This is a genomic window from Nocardioides potassii, from assembly GCF_021648885.1.
In the GTDB taxonomy this organism is placed as follows: domain Bacteria; phylum Actinomycetota; class Actinomycetes; order Propionibacteriales; family Nocardioidaceae; genus Nocardioides; species Nocardioides potassii.
This window is the reverse complement of record NZ_JAKJHZ010000009.1, coordinates 377495-395720: the sequence shown is the minus strand read 5'-3', so window position 1 is coordinate 395720 and position 18226 is coordinate 377495. Positions and strand designations below refer to the sequence as shown.

Below are 18226 nucleotides of genomic sequence, written 5' to 3'. Positions count from 1 at the left end.
TCCTCGGCCACAATTGAGACGTGATCGGACACGACACAGGCCGCCGTGCGCCGTGGGCGCTCGCCGGAGTGCTCGCCGGACTGGCCGGCCTCGCGACGAGCTATGCCGCCGCGATGGTGCTCACCATCCGCGAGTCGCCCGTCGTGGCCGTCGCCGAGCTGGTGATCAGGCTGACGCCGGGAGAGGCTGCCGAGCGCGCGATCTCGGTGCTCGGCCACCTCGACAAGCCCGCCCTGGTCCTCGGGATCCTGGTGATCCTCGTCGGTCTCTTCGCCCTCGCCGGTCGTCTCGCCCAGCGTGGCTTCTGGCAGCCGCAGGTGGTCTGGTTCGCCCTGGCCGGGGTCGGCCTGGCGGCGGTGCTGGCGCAGCGCGGCGCCGTCCCCACCGACGTCATCCCGGTGCTCGTCGGACTGGTCACCTGGGTGACCGCGCACTCCGCCCTCAACGACGCGCTGCGTCGCGGGCGGCGCCGCCCCGACCTCGAGTCGAGTGAGCGCCGGGTCTTCGTGATGGTGGCGGGTGCGATCTCGCTCGCGGCGGTCGGGATCGCCGTCGGTGGCCGGGTGGTCGGCGCCGGACGCCGTCACGTCGAGGCGAGCCGCCGGCTGCTCCGGATCCCCGGTGTCACGCGTCGGCAGCCCCCGCCGGCCACGTCGGTCGACCTCGCCGGCATCGCGCCGTGGCAGACGCCCAACGAGGACTTCTACCTGATCGACACGACCCTGGCGAAGCCGACCATCGAGCCCACGGAGTGGTCGCTGCGCATCCACGGTCTCGTCGACCGCGAGCTCGTGCTGAGCTTCTCCGACCTGGTCGCGCGTGAGCTCACCGAGTCATGGATCACCCTCAACTGCGTCAGCAACGAGGTGGGCGGCGGCCTCGTGGGCAACGCCCGGTGGAGCGGCGTACGCCTGGCGGACCTGCTGGCCGACCTCGGGGTGTCCGCCAAGGCCGACGCGGTCCTCCAGACCTCCGAGGACGGGTGGACCTGCGTGACGCCGCTCGCCGCGCTCACCGACGACCGCGACGCGATGCTCGCCGTCGCGATGAACGGACGCCCGCTGCCCATCGAGCACGGCTTCCCGGTCCGCACGGTCGTCCCCGGCCTCTACGGCTACGTCTCGGCGACCAAGTGGGTGGTCGACATGGAGGTCACCACCTTCGACGACGCAATGGGCTACTGGACGGACAAGGGCTGGTCGGCGCTGGGACCGGTCAAGATCGCCTCGCGCATCGACGTACCGCAGGCGGGTGACGACGTACCGGCCGGCGAGCTGGCGATCGGCGGCGTGGCCTGGCACCAGCACACCGGCATCGAGGCGGTCGAGGTGCAGGTCGACGGCCGCGAGTGGGAGCGCGCGGACCTCGGCGACGCGCCGTCGGTCGACCCCTGGGTGCAGTGGCGGGTCACCGTCGACGTGCCGAAGGGCGACCACACCATCCGCGTGCGCGCGATCGGCAAGGACGGGCAGACCCAGACCGACGTCGTCCGCGCACCCGACCCCGACGGGTCGACCGGCCTGCACACGATCGGGATCAGCGCCGGCTGACTAGCCGTTGCGGATGACGTACGCCGTCCCGCCGGAGGCGGCGATCCAGATCCGCTCGAGCTGGGCGCGGTCGTAGACGCGGCGGACCTCCGCGTCGGTCGCAGCCGCCGGGTCGTTGACGACGACGTCGCCGTCGGCCTCGAAGCCCACGACCACCAGCAGGTGGCCGTTGCTGGACGAGATCGGTGCCCCCGCCAGCTGGTTGCGCCCGAACGCGACCGAGATGACGAGCGGCACGCCCGCTGCGATGTAGTCCTCGGCCTCTCGCAGCCCGGTCATCCGCGTGACGTAGGAGTCGCCGCCGACGAGGGTCGCCGCGTAGGCGGTGTTGAACGCCCAGTTGCCCGTGCCGCGGTAGCCGTGGTCGTAGACCATCTTGGCGGTGTGGTCGACGACGGCGTCGACGTGGCCGGGCGTGATGCCGGTCGGCGCGGGCGAGATGCCGTAGTAGCCCAGCACCATCGCTGTGGAGGTCGCCGAGCACCACGCCTCACCACCGCCGCCCCACTGCGGGTAGTGCCCGCTGTGCACCATCTGGGACAGCGTCGGGACGGGGAGCACGGTGCCGACCGCGGGTCCGGGCGCCGACGTCGGTCGGGGCGCGGTGGCGTCGAGCGACGCGACGGCGCCGACGCGCTCGAGGCTGACCGCCAGGCGCGACCCGCGCGGTCGCATGAGGGTGACCCGCACCTGCCACGCGGCGATCGAGCCGGCGGCGTACCAGGTGTCGACGCTGACGCGACCGAGGTCGTCCGGCTGTCCGGAGTACGACGTCCGCGCGACGGGCCGGCCCGTCCGGGACCAGTCCGCCATCGTGTCCCAGCTGCCGGTGGAGCCGTCGACGGCCATGGCGCGCACCTCGACCCGCACCAGGCTCCTGCCGGGAGTGGTGGCCTCCCAGGTCGGGATCAGAGCGGTCGCGTCGAAGCCCGGCGTGGCCCACGGCGAGGTCCACGAGCCGGCCTCGTAGGTCCGGCCGGCCACCGTGCGCGCCTTCGGCTTCAGCAGCGAGACCTGCCCGCGGCCCAGCTTGAGACCCGTGCGCGTGCCGGCCTTGAAGTCGGCGTAGGAGCTCCACGAGACGAGCGAGACGTGGGGTGTGGCCTTCGCGCGCGGCTCCCCGCCGCCTGCCGTGGCGGACGACGCGGGCGCCGTCGCGCCCAGCACGAGCGACAGGAGCAGGAGGGCACGAGCGGGGCGTCGGAGCACCGGACGACGATAACCCGTCGCGTCCCACCGGTCTCAGGAGTCACAACCGCCAATGACTCATGGCGATAGTTCACGAAGTGTCCCCGCCGAAATTGGCAGGTGTTTTTCGAAGAATGTCTCAGGTCCGACTTAGGTTGTCCGAGGCCGCCACCGGGTCGTCCTGCGGCCCTCTCACCTCGGAGACTTCGCCTTGCCTCGACGCGCCCCCCGCACCGCGCTCAGCCTCACATCCCTCCTCGCTCTCGTGGCCGGCTCGCTGGCCATGGGCTTCACCGCCCCGGCCAGCGCGAGCGTCTCGTCGGCGATCTCGTCGTTCCCCTACACGCAGGACTGGTCCGGGCTCACCACGACGAGCACCTGGGCTGATTTCCCAGGGGTGGAGGGCTTCTCCACGGGCACGACGATCGCGGCGGCGAACCAGCCGAACACGACGAACGTCGGCAACCTGACAGCAGAGGGGACCCTCACCTCGCAGCTGCTGAACCAGGCGAGCACGTCCTTGCCCAACACGGTCAGCACCGGAGGGGTCCTCGGGTTCGGCGCGGTTCCCGCTGCGGACAGGACGGTCGCCCTGAGCGCGACCGGGACCGTCACCACACCGTTGCTGGTCTTCCACCTCAACACGACCGGCAAGGCCGGCCTCGACATGGCGTACGACGTCCAGGACCTGGACAGCGGCACGGACGACCAGCCGACCCGGGTGGCGCTCCAGTACCGCGTCGGCACCTCGGGCGCCTACACCAACATTCCCGCGGCGTACCTGAACGACGCGACCGCAGTCAGCAACACGACCGTCACCTCGACCCGCGTGTCCGTCGCGCTGCCCGCCGACGTCGACAACAAGGCCGATGTGTTCCTCCGTGTGATCACGCTCGACAACGCCTCGGGCAGCAACGAGCACATCGGGATCGACAACATCTCGATCACCGAGACCTCCGGCCCGCTGACCGTCACCGACCCCGGCGACAAGTCCTTCTTCGCCGACACCCCGATCTCCGGCTTCACCGTTCGCGTGGGCGGCGGAACCCGGCCCTACACCCTCTCGGTCGAGGGCCTGCCGGCTGGACTCGCGATGTCGTCGACCGGCGTGATCTCTGGGAAGCCCACCGCGACGGGGTCGTTCCCCGTCACCGTGACGGCGACGGACGCCGCCTCGACGGTTGCGTCGACCACCTTCGACATCGTCGTCTCCGCTCCTGATCCGCTGGTCGCCACCAACCCGGGCGACAAGACGGCCTATGTCAACCAGACCATGCCCAGCTTCACGATGGCGTCGACCGGTGGCGCTCCGGCCTACAGCTGGTCGGCGACCGGCCTCCCGGCCGGCGTCACCATGTCGTCCGCGGGTGTCGTCTCGGGCACGCCGACCGCAACCGGCACCTTCGCGGTCACGGCCACCGTGACCGACGGCGGTTCGCGCACCTCGCAGACGTCGTTCACCCTCACCGTGTCCGCGGTGCCGACGCGCACCATCGCCGAGATCCAGGGCACCGGCGCAGCCTCGCCGTACGTCGACGACTACGCGACCACCGAGGGCGTCGTCACCGCTGTCTACGGCAGCGGTCGCTACGGCTCCGGTTCGTCCACCCACCTCACGGAGCTCGCCGGCTTCTACCTCCAGACTGGCGGCACGCCCGACACCCCGGGGGCCTCCGACGCCGTCTTCGTCTTCATGGGCACCAAGACGTCGCCGGCGATCGGCGACTCCGTTCGCGTCACCGGCAAGGTGACGGAGTACTTCGGGCTCACCGAGATCAGCCCGGCCAAGCCAGCCGACGTCGTCGCCCTGCCGACCGCCCTCCCGGCCATCGTCCCGGGCGCCGACCTGCCCGGCACCACCTGCGCCGTCGGCGAGTGCGCCACGGGCGCCGAGCTGGCGGCACTGCGCGAGGCCCACGAGGGCGAGGCCTTCCAGCCCACCGGCCACTACACCGTCTCCGACTCCTACGACGGCAGCGCCTGGGCCCAGTCCGGCTCGCTCGGCTTCGCCATGCAGGGCGAGATCGGCCTCGCCGCGAACAGCGACGACCCGCTCGTGATCGGCACCGAGGAGATTCCCGCGTCGGACGCTGCCGCCCTGGCCGAGCACAACGCCTGGAACGAGGCGCACCGCGTCACCCTCGACGACGGCGCCGACGTCGACTACTCGGCCTCCTCGGTCGAGGACGTAGCGGGCTTCCCGTGGCTGACCACGACCAGCTCGCCCCGCGTGGGCGCGAAGGTGACCTTCGCGCAGCCGCTGATCTTCACGTTCCGCTTCGACATGTGGCGCCTCGACACCCGTACCCGCGTGGCGCCCGGCACCGCCGGCACCGCGCAGGGCGTTGCCTTCCAGGACACCCGAGCACTGAACGCAGCTCCCGACGACGTGCTCGGCTCGGACGGCAACCTCAAGATCGCCACGTTCAACATGCTCAACTACTTCACCGTCACCGGTGAGCAGTACAAGGCGTCACCCTCGTTCAACCCGAACCCGGTCGACGCGACGCAGCCGCGCCTGACGCGCAACTGCACCTACTACACGGATCGTTCCGGCGACCGCGTCAGCAACAACGAGTGCGGTGAGTACGACAGCAAGGGGAACCTGCTGTGGCCCGGCCCGCGCGGTGCCGCACAGAAGAGCGGGGGCACCGATCTGTCGGCTCTCACCGCAGACTTCGAGCGTCAGCAGGCCAAGGAGATCAAGGCCATCAACACGATGGACGCCGACGTCATGAGCCTGGAGGAGGTCGAGAACTCCAGCAAGATCATCGATGGCCGTGACCGCGACGCGGCCGTGAGCCACCTCGTCGACGTCCTCAACGCCGACTGGGCCGCGTCCCACCCGGGCGACGACAACCGCTGGGCCTTCGTCCCGTCGCCCCGACCGGCCGCGCAGCCGTCGCTCCTGGAGCAGGACGCCATCCGCTCGGCGTTCATCTACAACCCGGACACGGTGGAGACGATTGGACGCAGCCGGATCCTCGTCAACAGCGCTCCTTTCCGCAACGCGCGGGAGCCGCTCGCACAGGCCTTCGTCCGCAAGGGCGGCTCGAACGCCGACGGCTTCGCGGTGATCGTCAACCACTTCAAGTCCAAGGGCGGTCCGTCGGTGACGCCGACCGTCCCGCTGGGTGACAACGACGACATCGGCAACGGCGCAGGCTTCTACAACGGTGACCGCGTCCGTCAGGCCAAGGCGCTGGTCGCGTTCGCCAACGACTTCCTCGACGACAAGCAGATCGAGGCGGCCTTCCTGACCGGCGACTACAACGCCTACTCGCAGGAGGACCCGGTCAAGACGATCGTCGCGGCCGGCTACGAGGACCTGCACCCGGCCAACGGTCAGAAGACCTACAGCTTCGGCGGTCTCTCCGGATCGCTCGACCACGTCTTCGCCAACGAGGCCGCTCGGGGCTGGGTGACCGGCAAGGACGTGTGGGAGATCAACTCCAACGAGTCGGTCTACTACGAGTACTCGCGCTACAACGCGAACCTCACGAACCTCTACGCGCCCAACCAGTTCCGCGCGTCGGACCACAACCCGGAGATCATCGGCATCAACGCGCCGAAGACGCCGGCGTCGGGCGAGGTCGACACCATCCAGGTCCTGGCGTCCAACGACTTCCACGGTCGCCTGCTCGACGACCCGGCGAGCGCCTCGGCGGGTGCCGCGGCCATGGCCGGCGCGGTCAAGCAGCTGCGTGCGGCCAACCCGGACACCGCCTTCGTGATGGCCGGCGACATCGTCGGCGCCTCGACGTTCGAGTCGTTCATCCAGAACGACAAGCCGACGATCGACGCGATGAACGAGGCGGGCCTCGAGGTCTCCGCCGCGGGCAACCACGAGTTCGACCAGGGCTACGACGACCTGATGAACCGCATCATGTCGAAGGACGACGCCGAGGGTGGTGCCTCGTGGCCCTACATCGCGGCCAACGTCCGTGACGCCGACACCGGTGCGTACGCGCTCAAGAGCGACCGCACCGACGGCAACTACGCCCACGCCAACGGCGCCACCTGGTGGAAGGACTTCCCCGACCTCAACGGCGGTCAGGGCATCTCCGTCGGCTTCGTCGGCGCGGTGACCGAGGACCTCGACTCGCTCGTGGCCCCCAGCTCGATCCAGGGCCTGGAGATCACCAGCATCGTCGACGAGGTCAACGCGGCTGCCGACCAGCTCAAGGCCGATGGTTGCGGCGGCGAGCCCTGCGACCTGGTCATCGAGCTCGTCCACGAGGGCGCTCCGAGCCCCAACTGCGCGACCATCGGGTCGGACACCACGTCGACCTTCGGTCGCATCGCCCACGGCGCCAACGCCAACGTCGACGCGATCATCTCCGGCCACACCCACCTGAAGTACAACTGCAAGGTGGCCGTGGCGGGCAAGACGATCGACCGTCCGGTCGTGTCCGCGGGCCAGTACGGCTCCTACCTCAACCAGCTCGAGTTCGAGTTCACCCCGGGCACCAAGCAGCTGGCCCGGATCCGTCAGCACGTCCTGGCGATGAAGGACTACGACGAGGACGCCGCGACCAAGGCGATCGTGCAGTCCGCGGTCGACGTGGCGGCCGTCAAGGGCGCCCAGGTGCTCGGCCAGGTCACCGGCCCGTTCAAGCGGGCGCGACGCGTCGACGAGAACGGCGCCACGGTCGAGAACCGTGGTGGCGAGTCGACGCTCGGCAACCAGGTCGCGGAGATCCAGGCGTGGAAGACCGGCGCCGACATCGGTGTGATGAACCCGGGCGGCCTGCGTGCCGATCTGATCGGGACCGACGAGGGCCCCGGCCCGGTGACCTACCGCGAGGCGGCCGACGTCCAGCCGTTCGCCAACACGCTCGTCACGGTCGACCTCACCGGCGCCCAGCTCAAGGTGCTCCTCGAGCAGCAGTGGCAGCGCGACCCCGACGGCAACGTCCCGTCGCGACCGTTCCTGCGGCTCGGCACGTCGAAGGGCTTCACCTGGACCGAGGACTCCTCGCGCGCCGAGGGCGACCGGATCACCGGGATGTGGCTCGACGGCACGGCGATCGACCCGACGCACACCTACACGGTGTCGGCCAACAGCTTCCTGGCCACCGGCGGTGACAACTTCCGCGCGCTGACCCTGGGCACGAACGTCCAGGACACCGGGTTCACGGACCTGCAGGCCACGGTCGACTACCTCGCCGCACACCCGTCGCTGTCGGTCGACCACGCACAGCATGCCGTGGGCGCCCGCGTCCCGGCCGGTCCCTTCTCGGCCGGCGAGACCGTCACCATCCCCGTCGACTCGCTGTCGATGACGGGTGAGGGCGACAAGGTCGACACCACGGTGGCCGTCTCCATGGGGGCGCGCCCGCTCGGCACGTTCCCCGTGACGACGGCGCTGCCGTCGACGCCGTACGACGTCCCGGGCGCGGGCACGGTCAGCTTCACGCTGCCCGCCGGCCTCACCGGTCCGACCGAGCTGGTCACCCTCACCGGTGGCACCACCGGCACGGTCGCGACCCTCGAGGTCCCGGTGACCGACACCCGCGTCTCCTCCACGGTGTCGGGCTCTGCCGCGGACATCGTCTGGGGCGACGCCGGCTCGGTCTCCGTGACAGTCGAGCCCGGCACGGCCACGGGGACGGTCGAGCTCCGCGACGGCACGGACAAGATCGGCGAAGGCACCCTCGGGGGCGACGCCACGACGATCACGATCCCCGCCGAGGCGCTCTCGGTGGGCACGCACACCCTGACGCTGAAGTACCTGGGTGACGACAACACCAAGCCCTCGCAGGGTTCTGTGTCGGTGACGGTCACCAAGGCGGCGTCGTCGGTGTCCGGTACTGCTGCGGACATCGTGTGGGGTGACGCCGGCTCGGTGTCGGTGACGGTGACCCCGTCGGCCGCGACCGGCACGGTCCAGCTGTACGCCGGTGCGACCAAGATGGACGAGGCCACCCTGACCTCCGGTGCGGCCACGCTCACCATCCCGGCGAAGAGCCTGCCCGTGGGCGACCACGAGCTGACCCTGGAGTACCTCGGCGACGCCAACCATGTCGCTGACGAGGGCACGGTCACGGTGAACGTCGTCAAGGCGTCCACGACCGTCTCCGGAACGGCTGAGGACATCACCTGGACCCGGTCCGGCTCCGTGTCCGTCACCGTCACCCCCGCTGACGCGGGTGGCGCCGTCGAGCTCTTCGACGGTGCGACCAAGCTGGGTGAGGGACCGGTGTCCAACGGCGCTTCGAGCATCGACATCAAGCCCCAGGCGCTGGCAGTGGGGACCCACTCGCTGACGCTGAAGCTCGAGGGCGACAGCAGCCACGGCGACAGCCAGGGCTCGGTGACCGTCACGGTCGTGAAGGAGTCCACGTCGGTGTCGGGAACGGCTGCCGACCTCACGTGGGGCAACGCCGGATCGGTGTCCGTGGTGGTGGCCCCGGTTGCCGCGGCCCGGACGCTGGTGCCGCCTGCCCCGACCGGCACGGTCGAGCTCTACAGCGGCGCGACCAAGCTCGGTCAGGGCACGCTGTCGGGCGGCTCGGCATCCATCGCGATGGCCGCCCGTGCGCTCGGTGCCGGCGACCACTCGCTGACGCTGAAGTACCTGGGTGACGGCAGCTACACGGCCAGCCAGTCCGTCGTGTCCGTCAGGGTGTTGAAGGCCCCGACCACCGTGTCGGCGCCCGACGTGACCCTGCAGTGGGCCAAGGCGTCGTCGGTGGCGATCACCGTGACCCCGGCATCGGGTGGCACCGTCGAGCTCCACGAGGGCACCACCAAGCTGGGCGCTGCGTCCCTGCTCGGTGACGGCACCGCGCGGATCGCGCTGCCGGCCAGGTCGCTCGAGGTCGGCACGCACACGCTGAGGGTGACCTACCTCGGCGCGGGCAACTACGCACCCAGCCAGAGCACGATGACCGTCACAGTGGAGAAGGGCCGCTCGACGGTGGAGGTCGCCGTCCCGGCCTCGGTCGACGCCGGTGACAAGGCGAAGATCAAGGCCTCGGTCTCCAGCGTCGCCGGTGACGCCGCCGGCAAGGTCGTCGTCCTGGTCAAGGAGGTGGGTGGCTCCTGGGAGAAGGAGGTCACCGAGAGGCTCGGCGACGACGGCAAGGTCGTCGCCAAGGTCCGGGTGCCGCGATCCGGGAAGTACGTCGTCAAGGTGGAGTACCTCGGCGACAAGCACACCCTGGCTGGTCGCACGAGCACCCGCATGCGGGTCGGCTGAGCCCCCCAGCCGCCCTGCTCCGAGGAAGTCCTGAGCTGCCCCCACGGCGGCTCAGGACTTCCTCGTCCGCCGTCCGCGACTCGGGCGATGGTCGCACCCGCCCCTAGACTCTGCGGGTGACTCTGAGGCTCCACGACACCGCGACGCGCGAGACGCGCGACTTCGTCCCCCTGCAACCGGGCCGGGCGGGCATCTACGTGTGTGGGCTCACCGTGCAGTCCGAGCCGCACGTCGGCCATGTCCGCTCCGCGGTGAACTTCGACGTGCTGCGCCGTTGGCTGTCGGCCACCGGCTACGAGGTCGACTTCATCCGCAACGTCACCGACATCGACGACAAGATCCTGGCGAAGGCCGCGGAGCAGGGGATCCACTGGTACGCCCTCGCCGCCGCCATGAAGCGCGCGCTCGACAAGGCGCTGGCCGCGATCAACGTGCTCCCGCCGACGTACGAGCCGGGGGCGACGGGGCACGTCCCCGAGATCCTCGAGCTGATCGAGGAGCTCGTCGCCCGCGGCCACGCCTACGCGGCCGAGGACGGCAGCGGCGACGTCTACTTCGACGTGCGGAGCTGGCCCGCCTACGGCGAGCTCACCCGTCAGAAGGTCGAGGACATGGAGCCCGCCGGCGACGCGGACCCCCGCGGCAAGCGGGACCCGCGCGACTTCGCCCTGTGGAAGGGCTGGAAGAAGGACAGCGAGCCGCAGACCGCCGCCTGGCCTTCTCCCTACGGTCCGGGTCGCCCGGGATGGCACATCGAGTGCTCGGCCATGGCCGGCAAGTACCTCGGCCCCGCCTTCGACATCCACGGCGGCGGCGTCGACCTGCGCTTCCCGCACCACGAGAACGAGCAGGCCCAGTCGCGGGCGGCCGGCCGGCCGTTCTCGTCGTACTGGCTGCACAACGCCTGGATCACCACCGCCGGCGAGAAGATGAGCAAGTCGCTCGGCAACTCCCTGCTGATCCCCTCGGTGCTCGAGCGGGTCCGTGGGATCGAGCTGCGCTACTACATGGTGTCGGCGCACTACCGCTCGCACGTCGAGTTCAGCTTCGAGGCGCTCGACGAGGCGGCGAAGGGCTTCCGGCGGATCGAGGACTTCCTCGACCGGGCTGGTGGCACGGCGGTTGCCAGCGCGGTGCCCGATGAGTTCGCCGCAGCCATGGACGACGACCTCGGCACTCCGGCAGCGGTGGCAGTGATCCACGACCACGTGCGACAGGGCAACAGTGCGCTGGCGGTGGGGACCTCGGTCACGGCCCAGATCGCTGCTCAGGTACGCGCGATGCTTGACGTGCTCGGGCTCAACCCGGCAGACGAGGCGTGGGCCACCGGCACGGGCGACGACAAGCTCACCAGCGTGGTCGACGCGTTGGTCCAGGGCCTGCTGGCCGAGCGGGCGGCCGCGCGCGAGGCGAAGGACTGGGCCCGCGCGGATGCGATCCGCGACCAGATCAAGGCGGCCGGCGTCGAGGTGGAGGACACCCCCACCGGCCCGAAGTGGAGCGTGTGAAGGACATGGCAGGGATTTCGAGACGGGCGCTGCGCGCCCTCCTCAATCACCGAAGAGGGGCACTCCGTGGCTGGTAACTCCAAGCGCAAGGGCGCGATCAAGAAGTCCGGCAAGGGCAACCCCACCGCCGGCTCGGGCGGGCGCGTCCGGCGCGGCCTCGAGGGCAAGGGCCCCACGCCGAAGGCCAAGGACCGCCCCTACCACCAGGCGCACAAGGCGGCGAAGCGCGCCGAGAAGGCCGCCACCGTGCGTACCAAGCGTCGTACGACGTCCGACGCCGAGTGGGCCGCGGGCCGCAACTCGGTCGTGGAGCTGCTGCGCGGCGGCGTACCGGTGACGGCCGTCTACGTCGCGGAGGGAGCCGAGCGCGACGGCCGGCTGCGGGAGGCGTTCAAGCTCGCCGCCGAGCAGGGCCTCAAGCTCCTCGAGGTCACCCGCAACGAGATGGACCGGATGACCGGTGGCGCCGTGCACCAGGGGCTGGCGGCTCGGCTCCCGGCCTACGAGTACGCGCACGCCGACGACCTGCTCGAGCGGGCCGACGACGCCAAGGAGCCGGCGCTCATCGTGGCCCTGGACTCGGTCACCGACCCGCGCAACCTCGGCGCCGTGGTGCGCTCGGCGGCGGGCTTCGGTGCGCACGGCGTGCTGATCCCCGAGCGTCGTGCGGCGGGCATGACCGCCTCGGCCTGGAAGACCAGCGCCGGTGCGGCCGCCCGCCTGCCGATCGCCCAGACCGTGAACCTCACCCGCCAGCTGAAGGCCTACCAGGAGGCCGGCTGCATGGTGGTCGGACTCGCGGCCGATGGTGACCTGACCCTGCCTGAGCTCGTCGCGCCGGACGGCCTGGCCGAGGGCCCGCTCGTCGTGGTCGTCGGGTCCGAAGGCACGGGCCTGGGCCGCCTGGTGGCCGACACGTGCGACCAGATCGTGTCGATCCCGATGGCCGGCCAGCTCGAGTCCCTCAACGCCGGCGTGGCCGCCTCGGTCGCCCTGTATGCGATCTCCCAGGCCCGCCTGCGCGACTGATGCGGGCGGCATGAGCACCCCCGGCCGCCTGCTCGTCGGCGCGCTGCTGCTCGCCGGCAGCGTGGCGCTCGGGCTGGTGGTCGCGGTCTCGCTGTTCCTCAACAGCAGCCGGACGACGGTCGTGGCCGGCCACGACGCCGTCGTGCGCCCCACGCTGGCCGACGACGCGGTCGTGCAGACGGGGCCGCTCCTGCCGGACTTCCGCTTCCGTGACGTGGGGCCCGTCGGCGTCACCATCACCCTCGGCAAGACCGAGGTCGGTTCCATCGAGGAGCTCGTCGAGCGCTACGCGTACATCGCGGGCGACCCCACCGCGCCCGTCGAGAAGGTGCAGGGCGTCGTCGTCGACATGGCCGTCTCGGCCGCCATCCGGGGCCTGGGCATCGGCCTGCTGCCGGTCGCGGTGTTCCTGCTCCTCGGCCGGCACCGGCGCGGCCAGCTGTTCCGCGGGCTCCGGACCCGGCAGGGCGTCATCGCCGCCGCACTGCTCGCGGTGCTGGCAGTGCTCATCTGGCAGCCGTGGGAGTCGAGCGAGGAGACCCAGGAGGCCCAGGGGAGCTGGCAGACGCTGGCCGAGCTCGCCGGCCCCGGCGTGGAGCTGCCCGCCGAGGTGCGCGACATCGAGGTCCGCTCCGGACCGGTGACGACGCAGAGCAAGCGCCTCGTGCTCAGCGCCATCGACACCTACGACAGGAGCAAGGAGTTCTACTCCACGGCCGCCGAGCAGGCGGCCGACCTCGACGTGCGTCAGCCCGAGAACGGCGAGACCGTGGCGCTGCTGGTGAGCGACCGGCACGACAACATCGGCATGGACCGGGTCGCGCGCGCCGTCGGCGAGGCGGCCGGGGCGACCGTGGTGCTCGACGCCGGCGACGACACCTCGACCGGGCAGCCGTGGGAGGCATTCAGTCTCGACTCGCTCGCCTCGACCTTCGACGACTGGGACCGGTTCGGCGTGGCCGGCAACCACGACCACGGCTCCTTCGTCAGCACCTACCTGGCCGACGCGGGCTGGACGATGCTCGACGGCGAGGCGGTCGACGCGCCGTGGGGCGGCACCCTCCTCGGCGTCGACGACCCACGCAGCAGCGGCCTGGGCAACTGGCGCGACGAGTCCGGCCTGAGCTTCACCGAGGTAGGGGACCGGCTGGCCGATGCCGCCTGCGCAGCAGCCGAGGACGGCGAGCGGGTGAGCACCGTCCTCGTGCACGACGCGAACCTCGGTCGAGCGGCGCTGGAGCGGGGGTGCGTCGACCTCGTGGTCGGCGGGCACACCCACGTGCAGGCCGGGCCGACCGAGGTGGCGGGCGAGGGCGACGCGTCCGGCTGGACGTGGACCAACGGCACCACCGGCGGCGCGGCCTACGCCATCGCGCTCGGCAGCAAGCCGCGGCGCGACGCCGACGTCAGCCTGGTGACGTACGCCGACGGGCGCCCGACCGGCCTCCAGTGGGTGCGGCTGCGCACCGACGGGTCGTGGCTCGTGGGGGAGTGGAGCCCGATCGAGCCGGGCTGAGGTCCCCCTGGTCCTCAGCCCGGTCCGGCGGATCAGAACGCGCAGAGGACCCGGGCGTCGCCAAGCACGATCTGGGGCTCATCATTGATCCCTGCAGGCTCGAACACGAACCTGAGGGCACCCGTGACGTCGAAGGCGACCGCAGAGCCGACGCCCAGCGTGAGGTTGTTGTTGGCGTAGCGCTCGACAGAGTCGGTGAGGAGTCGGATGGAAGACTTGTCCGTGCTCGCGCTCGAGTCGTCGAGGCCGACCGCTGCCGAGAAGCGGATGCACGACCGCTGGAGGTCGACCTGGATCGTCTCGTCGTTCTCCCCCACGGACCTCGGGTAGGTCACGCCGCTGATGCGTTGAGCGCCATCGAGGTCCCATGACCCCTCCACCGTGGACAGGTCCTCGAGGTAGTACCAGCCGTACACCGCGACCGCGGACTGGTTGCTGACCGACGGGCTCAGGCCGGTGCCCCCGGAGAAGACGGCGCGGAGCGGGATCGCCTTGCCCGCGGTGCCGACGCTCATGGTGGTCGCCCACTGGGAGCCCTGCACGATGGCGGTGGACACGGCGCTCCAGGCCGAGGTGGCGCCGTCGTAGGCCTGGACCTGCACCTGCTGGCCGTTGAGGTTCGCACTGGCCGTGCCCGACACGCTGAATGACTGACCGGCCTCGACGGTCGAGGCGCTCTGCCCGGTGAGGGAGACGGCAGTGGACTGCTTCGGCTGCTGACCCATGTGCACCAGGACGCTGTCGCATGCCCGCTTCACGCAGGCCTTGTAGGTGCGGTCGCCGGACGTCACGTCCTCGCGGTGGGTGAAGCGACCCTTGCGGGTGGTCCGCTTCACGGCCTCGACGACCCACGACTTGCCCTTGGTCTTCTGGAAGATCGTGACGGACGCGCGGCCCCGCACGCCCTTGACGGTGCCGGTCAGGGTGACGATGCCGCCCTTCCTCACCCACTCCGGGGAGGCGGTGATGGAGACGCGGGGGCGCTGGGCCTTGTGCTCCGCGGACGGTGTCGCCGCAACCCCGGGCGGGGCGAGCAGGGCGAGCAGGAGTGCCGCGACGACGGCGTGGACCAGGCGCATGAGGGCCTCCGGTGGGTGATGGTCCTCGGATCCTCCGCCGGTCCACCCGCCGACCGCACTCCCCACAAGTGGGGGGCGGACACGTCACTCCCCGGCCGTGATGTCCTCGTCGCCGGCGATCGCCTCATCCGGCTTGGCCGTGAGCATCCGGTCGATGTAGTCGCGCGCGGTCTCGTGGATCCCGATCTCGTGGCCGGCCTGCTCCGAGAGGTACCAGCGGTGCTCGAGGATCTCGTGGAAGACCTCGGCCGGCTCGAGCTTGCCGGTGGCGTCGGGCGGGATCATCGCCATGATCGGCTCGAAGATCTCGTGCATCCACCGGCTGGCGACGAGGTGCCGGTCCTCGCGACCGAGGTCGAAGTGAGCGGTGAAGGAGGCGAGGTCGTTGAGCAGGCGGCGGGCCTGGTTGTCCTCGACGGTCATCCCGGTGAGCGCCTGGATCTCGCGTGCGTGGTGGCCGAGGTCCACGACCTTGGGCTGGATCCGGACGGTGTCGCCGTCGAGGTCGGTGACGATGTCGAGCTCGTCGACGTCGAAGCCGAGGTCGTTGAGCCGCTCGACGCGTCGCTCGATGCGCCACATCTCGTCGGCGCGGAACTCCTCGAGGTCGGTGAGCTCGCTCCACAAAGCCTCGTAGCGCGAGCGCAGGTGCTCGATGATCGCGAAGCCGTCGATCTCGTGGACCGCGCCGCTGGCCTCGAGGTCCATCAGCTCGGCGAAGATGTTCTCGCAGCCGACAGTGATGTCGTACTCCCGCATGCGCTGGCCGACCTCGTCGCGCAGCTCGCCGGTCTCCGCGTCGACGAGGTAGGCCGAGAACTCGCCGGCGTTGCGCCGGAACAGGACGTTGGACAGCGACACGTCGCCCCAGTAGAAGCCGGCGAGGTGCAGCCGCACGAGCAGCACGACGATGGCGTCGATCAGCTTCGGCACGTGCTCCGCCGTCATCCCGCGGCTGAAGAGGCTGCGGTAGGGCAGCGAGAACTGGAGGTGCCGGGTGATGAGGGCTGCCGGCAGCTCGTCGCCCTCGGCGTCCTCGCGGCCCGTCACGACGCCCTGCGGCAGGACCGCGGGCATCCCGATCCGCTGCAGGTCGCGGAGCATGCGGTACTCGCGGAAGGCGATGTCGTCCTGGGTCTCCTTGACGGCGTAGACGCGGTCACCGAGCCGCACGATGCGCACGACGTGCCGCGACAGGCCCCGCGGGAGCGGTACGACGACGTCGTCGGGCCAGTCCTCGAGCGGCAGGTGCCACGGCAGGCCGAGGATGGCCGGGTCCGGCCGGTTGGCGACGATGCGCATGGCCATGGCTGGACCCTAGCCGTTCTCGAGGGCCCAGACGTCCACGCGCGGGCCGTCGCTCGCGGGCACCTCGACGCCATGAGTCCCCCGCACGAGGTCCTGTCCTCCGGGCTCCGAACCGAGGACGTGCCGACCCGACGGCACCGGCAGGGCGAAGGCAGGTACTGCTGCCCGTCGGGCGGCGACCAGGACGTCGCCCTCGGGGTGCTCGCGCACGAAGGCGATCGTGTCGACGTCGGCGTGCGCCCACCGCAAGCCGCCGCGCCGGAGGGCGACGTGGGCGCGGCGGACCCGGGCGAGGTCGGCGTACGCCGCCAGGGTGGTGCGGTCCCACTCGTCGGGCCGGTGCCACGGCATGGTGCGCCGCGCGTCCTCGCCGTTGACCCCCTCGAGCCCGATCTCGTCGCCCGCGAAGAGCATCGGGACGCCGGGCAGGGTGAACTGCAGGCCCGCGGCGACCCGGTGCACGGCGGCGTTACCGCCGACGAGCGTGCGGATGCGGGCGGAGTCGTGGGAGCCGAGGATGTTCCAGCTCGACGCGGTGGCGCGCCAGCCGAGCGTGCCCTGCCAGGCCCGGAGCGTCTCGACGACGGTCGCGCCGTCGCGCCGGGGGACCGGCACGGGGCGACCGAAGGGTCGCGCGGGCGAGGACGGGTCGCGCAGCCACGACCAGACCGGCCAGGAGAAGCCGGAATAGTTCATCGTGCCGTGCCAGCCGTCGCCGTCGACGTCACCGGTCGCGTCGTGGTTGTGCTCGCCGATGATCCACGGGTCCTCGCGCAGCTCCGCCGCCGTGGCCCGTACCGCCCGCGCCACCTCGTGCGCGACGTCGATGTCGCCCAGCCGGCCGGTCATGTTGGCGACGTCGATGCGCCAGCCGTCGACGTCGTACGGCGGCCGGAGCCAGCGCCCGACCACCGAGTGCGGACCCTCGACCATCGCGTGGCGCACGTCGAGGTTGGCGTGGTTGATCTTGGGCAGCGTCCCGTGGCCCATCCAGCACGCGTAGGTGCCGTCCTCCTCGAAGTAGTAGAAGGCGCGGTGCGGGTCGTCGACGCCGTCGACCGCGGACAGGAACCACTCGTGGGTGTCGCCGGTGTGGTTGGTGGTCAGGTCGCCGAGGATCCGCCAGCCGCGCGCGTGGACCGCCGAGCTCAGCCGGGCGTAGGCCTCGTCGCCGCCGAGCAGCGGGTCGACCTCGGTGAAGGTGGTCGCGTTGTAGCGGTGGTTGCTCTCGCCCGGGAAGACCGGTGTCGTGTAGATGACATCCGCGCCGACCTGCTCGACGTGGTCGAGGTGCTCGGTGATGCCGTCGAGGTCGCCGCCGAAGAGCTGCATGGGGGTGCGTGGGTCGTGGCCCTCGAAGCACACCTCGTCGTCCCACTCGGCCGCCAGCGCCCAGTCGGGCACCTCGCGCTCGTCGGCCGCCGCCGAGCGGGCGAACCGGTCCGGGAAGACCTGGTAGACCACCGCGTCGCGCCCCCAGTCCGGCGCGGACGGGAAGGCGGCCAGGCGGAAGTCGTCGGCATCGGGGACGTCGTGGCCGACCAGGCCGGCGCCGGTGAGCCACTCCTGCTCGCTACCGCGCACGAGCAGGAACCGGTAGTGGGTGACCGGGTTGTGCACCGGCAGCGCCGCCTCCCACCACACCGCGTCGCCCTCCGCGGTGGCGGTGGCGGGGTGGAACACCGGCTCGGCGTCGTACGTCGTGCGCAGCCAGACCGCGTCCACCGGGTCGCCGGGACTGGTCCTGATCCGCACGGTCACCCGGTCGCCCAGGCTCGGCGCCTCGTCGGACAGGTAGAGCGGGGAGCCGTCGTGGTGCGGCAGGTGGAGGAGGCTCACGGGCG

Annotated in this window: 9 protein-coding genes; 5 read left to right on the top strand and 4 right to left on the bottom strand. The window is 71.2% G+C overall.

The annotated features are described in order from the left end of the window. Positions 1-20: 20 nt before the first annotated feature. Positions 21-1550 (top strand): molybdopterin-dependent oxidoreductase, encoded by a 1530-nt coding sequence (locus tag L2K70_RS15635; RefSeq protein WP_236403237.1) that lies wholly within the window; start codon positions 21-23, stop codon positions 1548-1550. Here the strand turns inward: L2K70_RS15635 and L2K70_RS21740 are convergent, their stop codons facing one another. Beyond that, positions 1551-2759 carry a C39 family peptidase gene (locus L2K70_RS21740; protein ID WP_236403234.1) on the bottom strand — a complete coding sequence of 403 codons (1209 nt, stop codon included), beginning with the start codon at positions 2757-2759 and terminating at the stop codon, positions 1551-1553. 190 nt (positions 2760-2949) lie between these two features. Between L2K70_RS21740 and L2K70_RS15625 the strand changes: the two genes are divergently transcribed. From L2K70_RS15625 to L2K70_RS15610, 4 genes are all read left to right on the top strand, one after another. Next, the gene (locus L2K70_RS15625) at positions 2950-9942 is read left to right on the top strand and encodes an ExeM/NucH family extracellular endonuclease (RefSeq protein ID WP_236403229.1); all 6993 of its coding nucleotides are present in this window, start codon (positions 2950-2952) and stop codon (positions 9940-9942) included. 116 nt (positions 9943-10058) lie between these two features. Continuing rightward, complete coding sequence (cysS, locus tag L2K70_RS15620) at positions 10059-11450, top strand: cysteine--tRNA ligase (protein ID WP_236403226.1); 1392 nt, start codon at positions 10059-10061, stop codon at positions 11448-11450. A 66-nt stretch (positions 11451-11516) separates the two neighbouring features. Next, a complete protein-coding gene (gene rlmB, locus L2K70_RS15615) occupies positions 11517-12479 on the top strand; it encodes a 23S rRNA (guanosine(2251)-2'-O)-methyltransferase RlmB (RefSeq protein ID WP_236403225.1) in 963 nt (320 codons plus the stop codon). 10 nt (positions 12480-12489) lie between these two features. Next, positions 12490-13995: a metallophosphoesterase gene (locus L2K70_RS15610; protein ID WP_236403224.1), complete on the top strand. Its 1506-nt coding sequence runs from the start codon at positions 12490-12492 to the stop codon at positions 13993-13995. Positions 13996-14027: 32 nt separating this feature from the next. Here L2K70_RS15610 and L2K70_RS15605 read toward each other — a convergent pair whose 3' ends face one another. The 3 genes from L2K70_RS15605 to L2K70_RS15595 form a co-directional block, all read right to left on the bottom strand. Continuing rightward, positions 14028-15074: an NPCBM/NEW2 domain-containing protein gene (locus tag L2K70_RS15605; protein ID WP_236403222.1), complete on the bottom strand. Its 1047-nt coding sequence runs from the start codon at positions 15072-15074 to the stop codon at positions 14028-14030. Between the two features lie 84 nt (positions 15075-15158). Next, complete coding sequence (locus tag L2K70_RS15600) at positions 15159-16382, bottom strand: DUF4032 domain-containing protein (protein WP_236403211.1); 1224 nt, start codon at positions 16380-16382, stop codon at positions 15159-15161. 9 nt (positions 16383-16391) lie between these two features. After that, entirely contained in the window at positions 16392-18221 is a 1830-nt protein-coding gene (locus L2K70_RS15595) for a glycoside hydrolase family 13 protein (RefSeq protein WP_236403207.1), read from the bottom strand. Positions 18222-18226 lie beyond the last annotated feature (5 nt).

What these genes read in the sequence shown, in the direction of transcription:
- L2K70_RS15605 (WP_236403222.1), bottom strand. Translation starts at nt 15,074, where the DNA reads ATGCGCCTGGTCCACGCCGTCGTCGCGGCACTCCTGCTCGCCCTGCTC.
- L2K70_RS15600 (WP_236403211.1), bottom strand. Translation starts at nt 16,382, where the DNA reads ATGGCCATGCGCATCGTCGCCAACCGGCCGGACCCGGCCATCCTCGGC.
- L2K70_RS15610 (WP_236403224.1), top strand. Translation starts at nt 12,490, where the DNA reads ATGAGCACCCCCGGCCGCCTGCTCGTCGGCGCGCTGCTGCTCGCCGGC.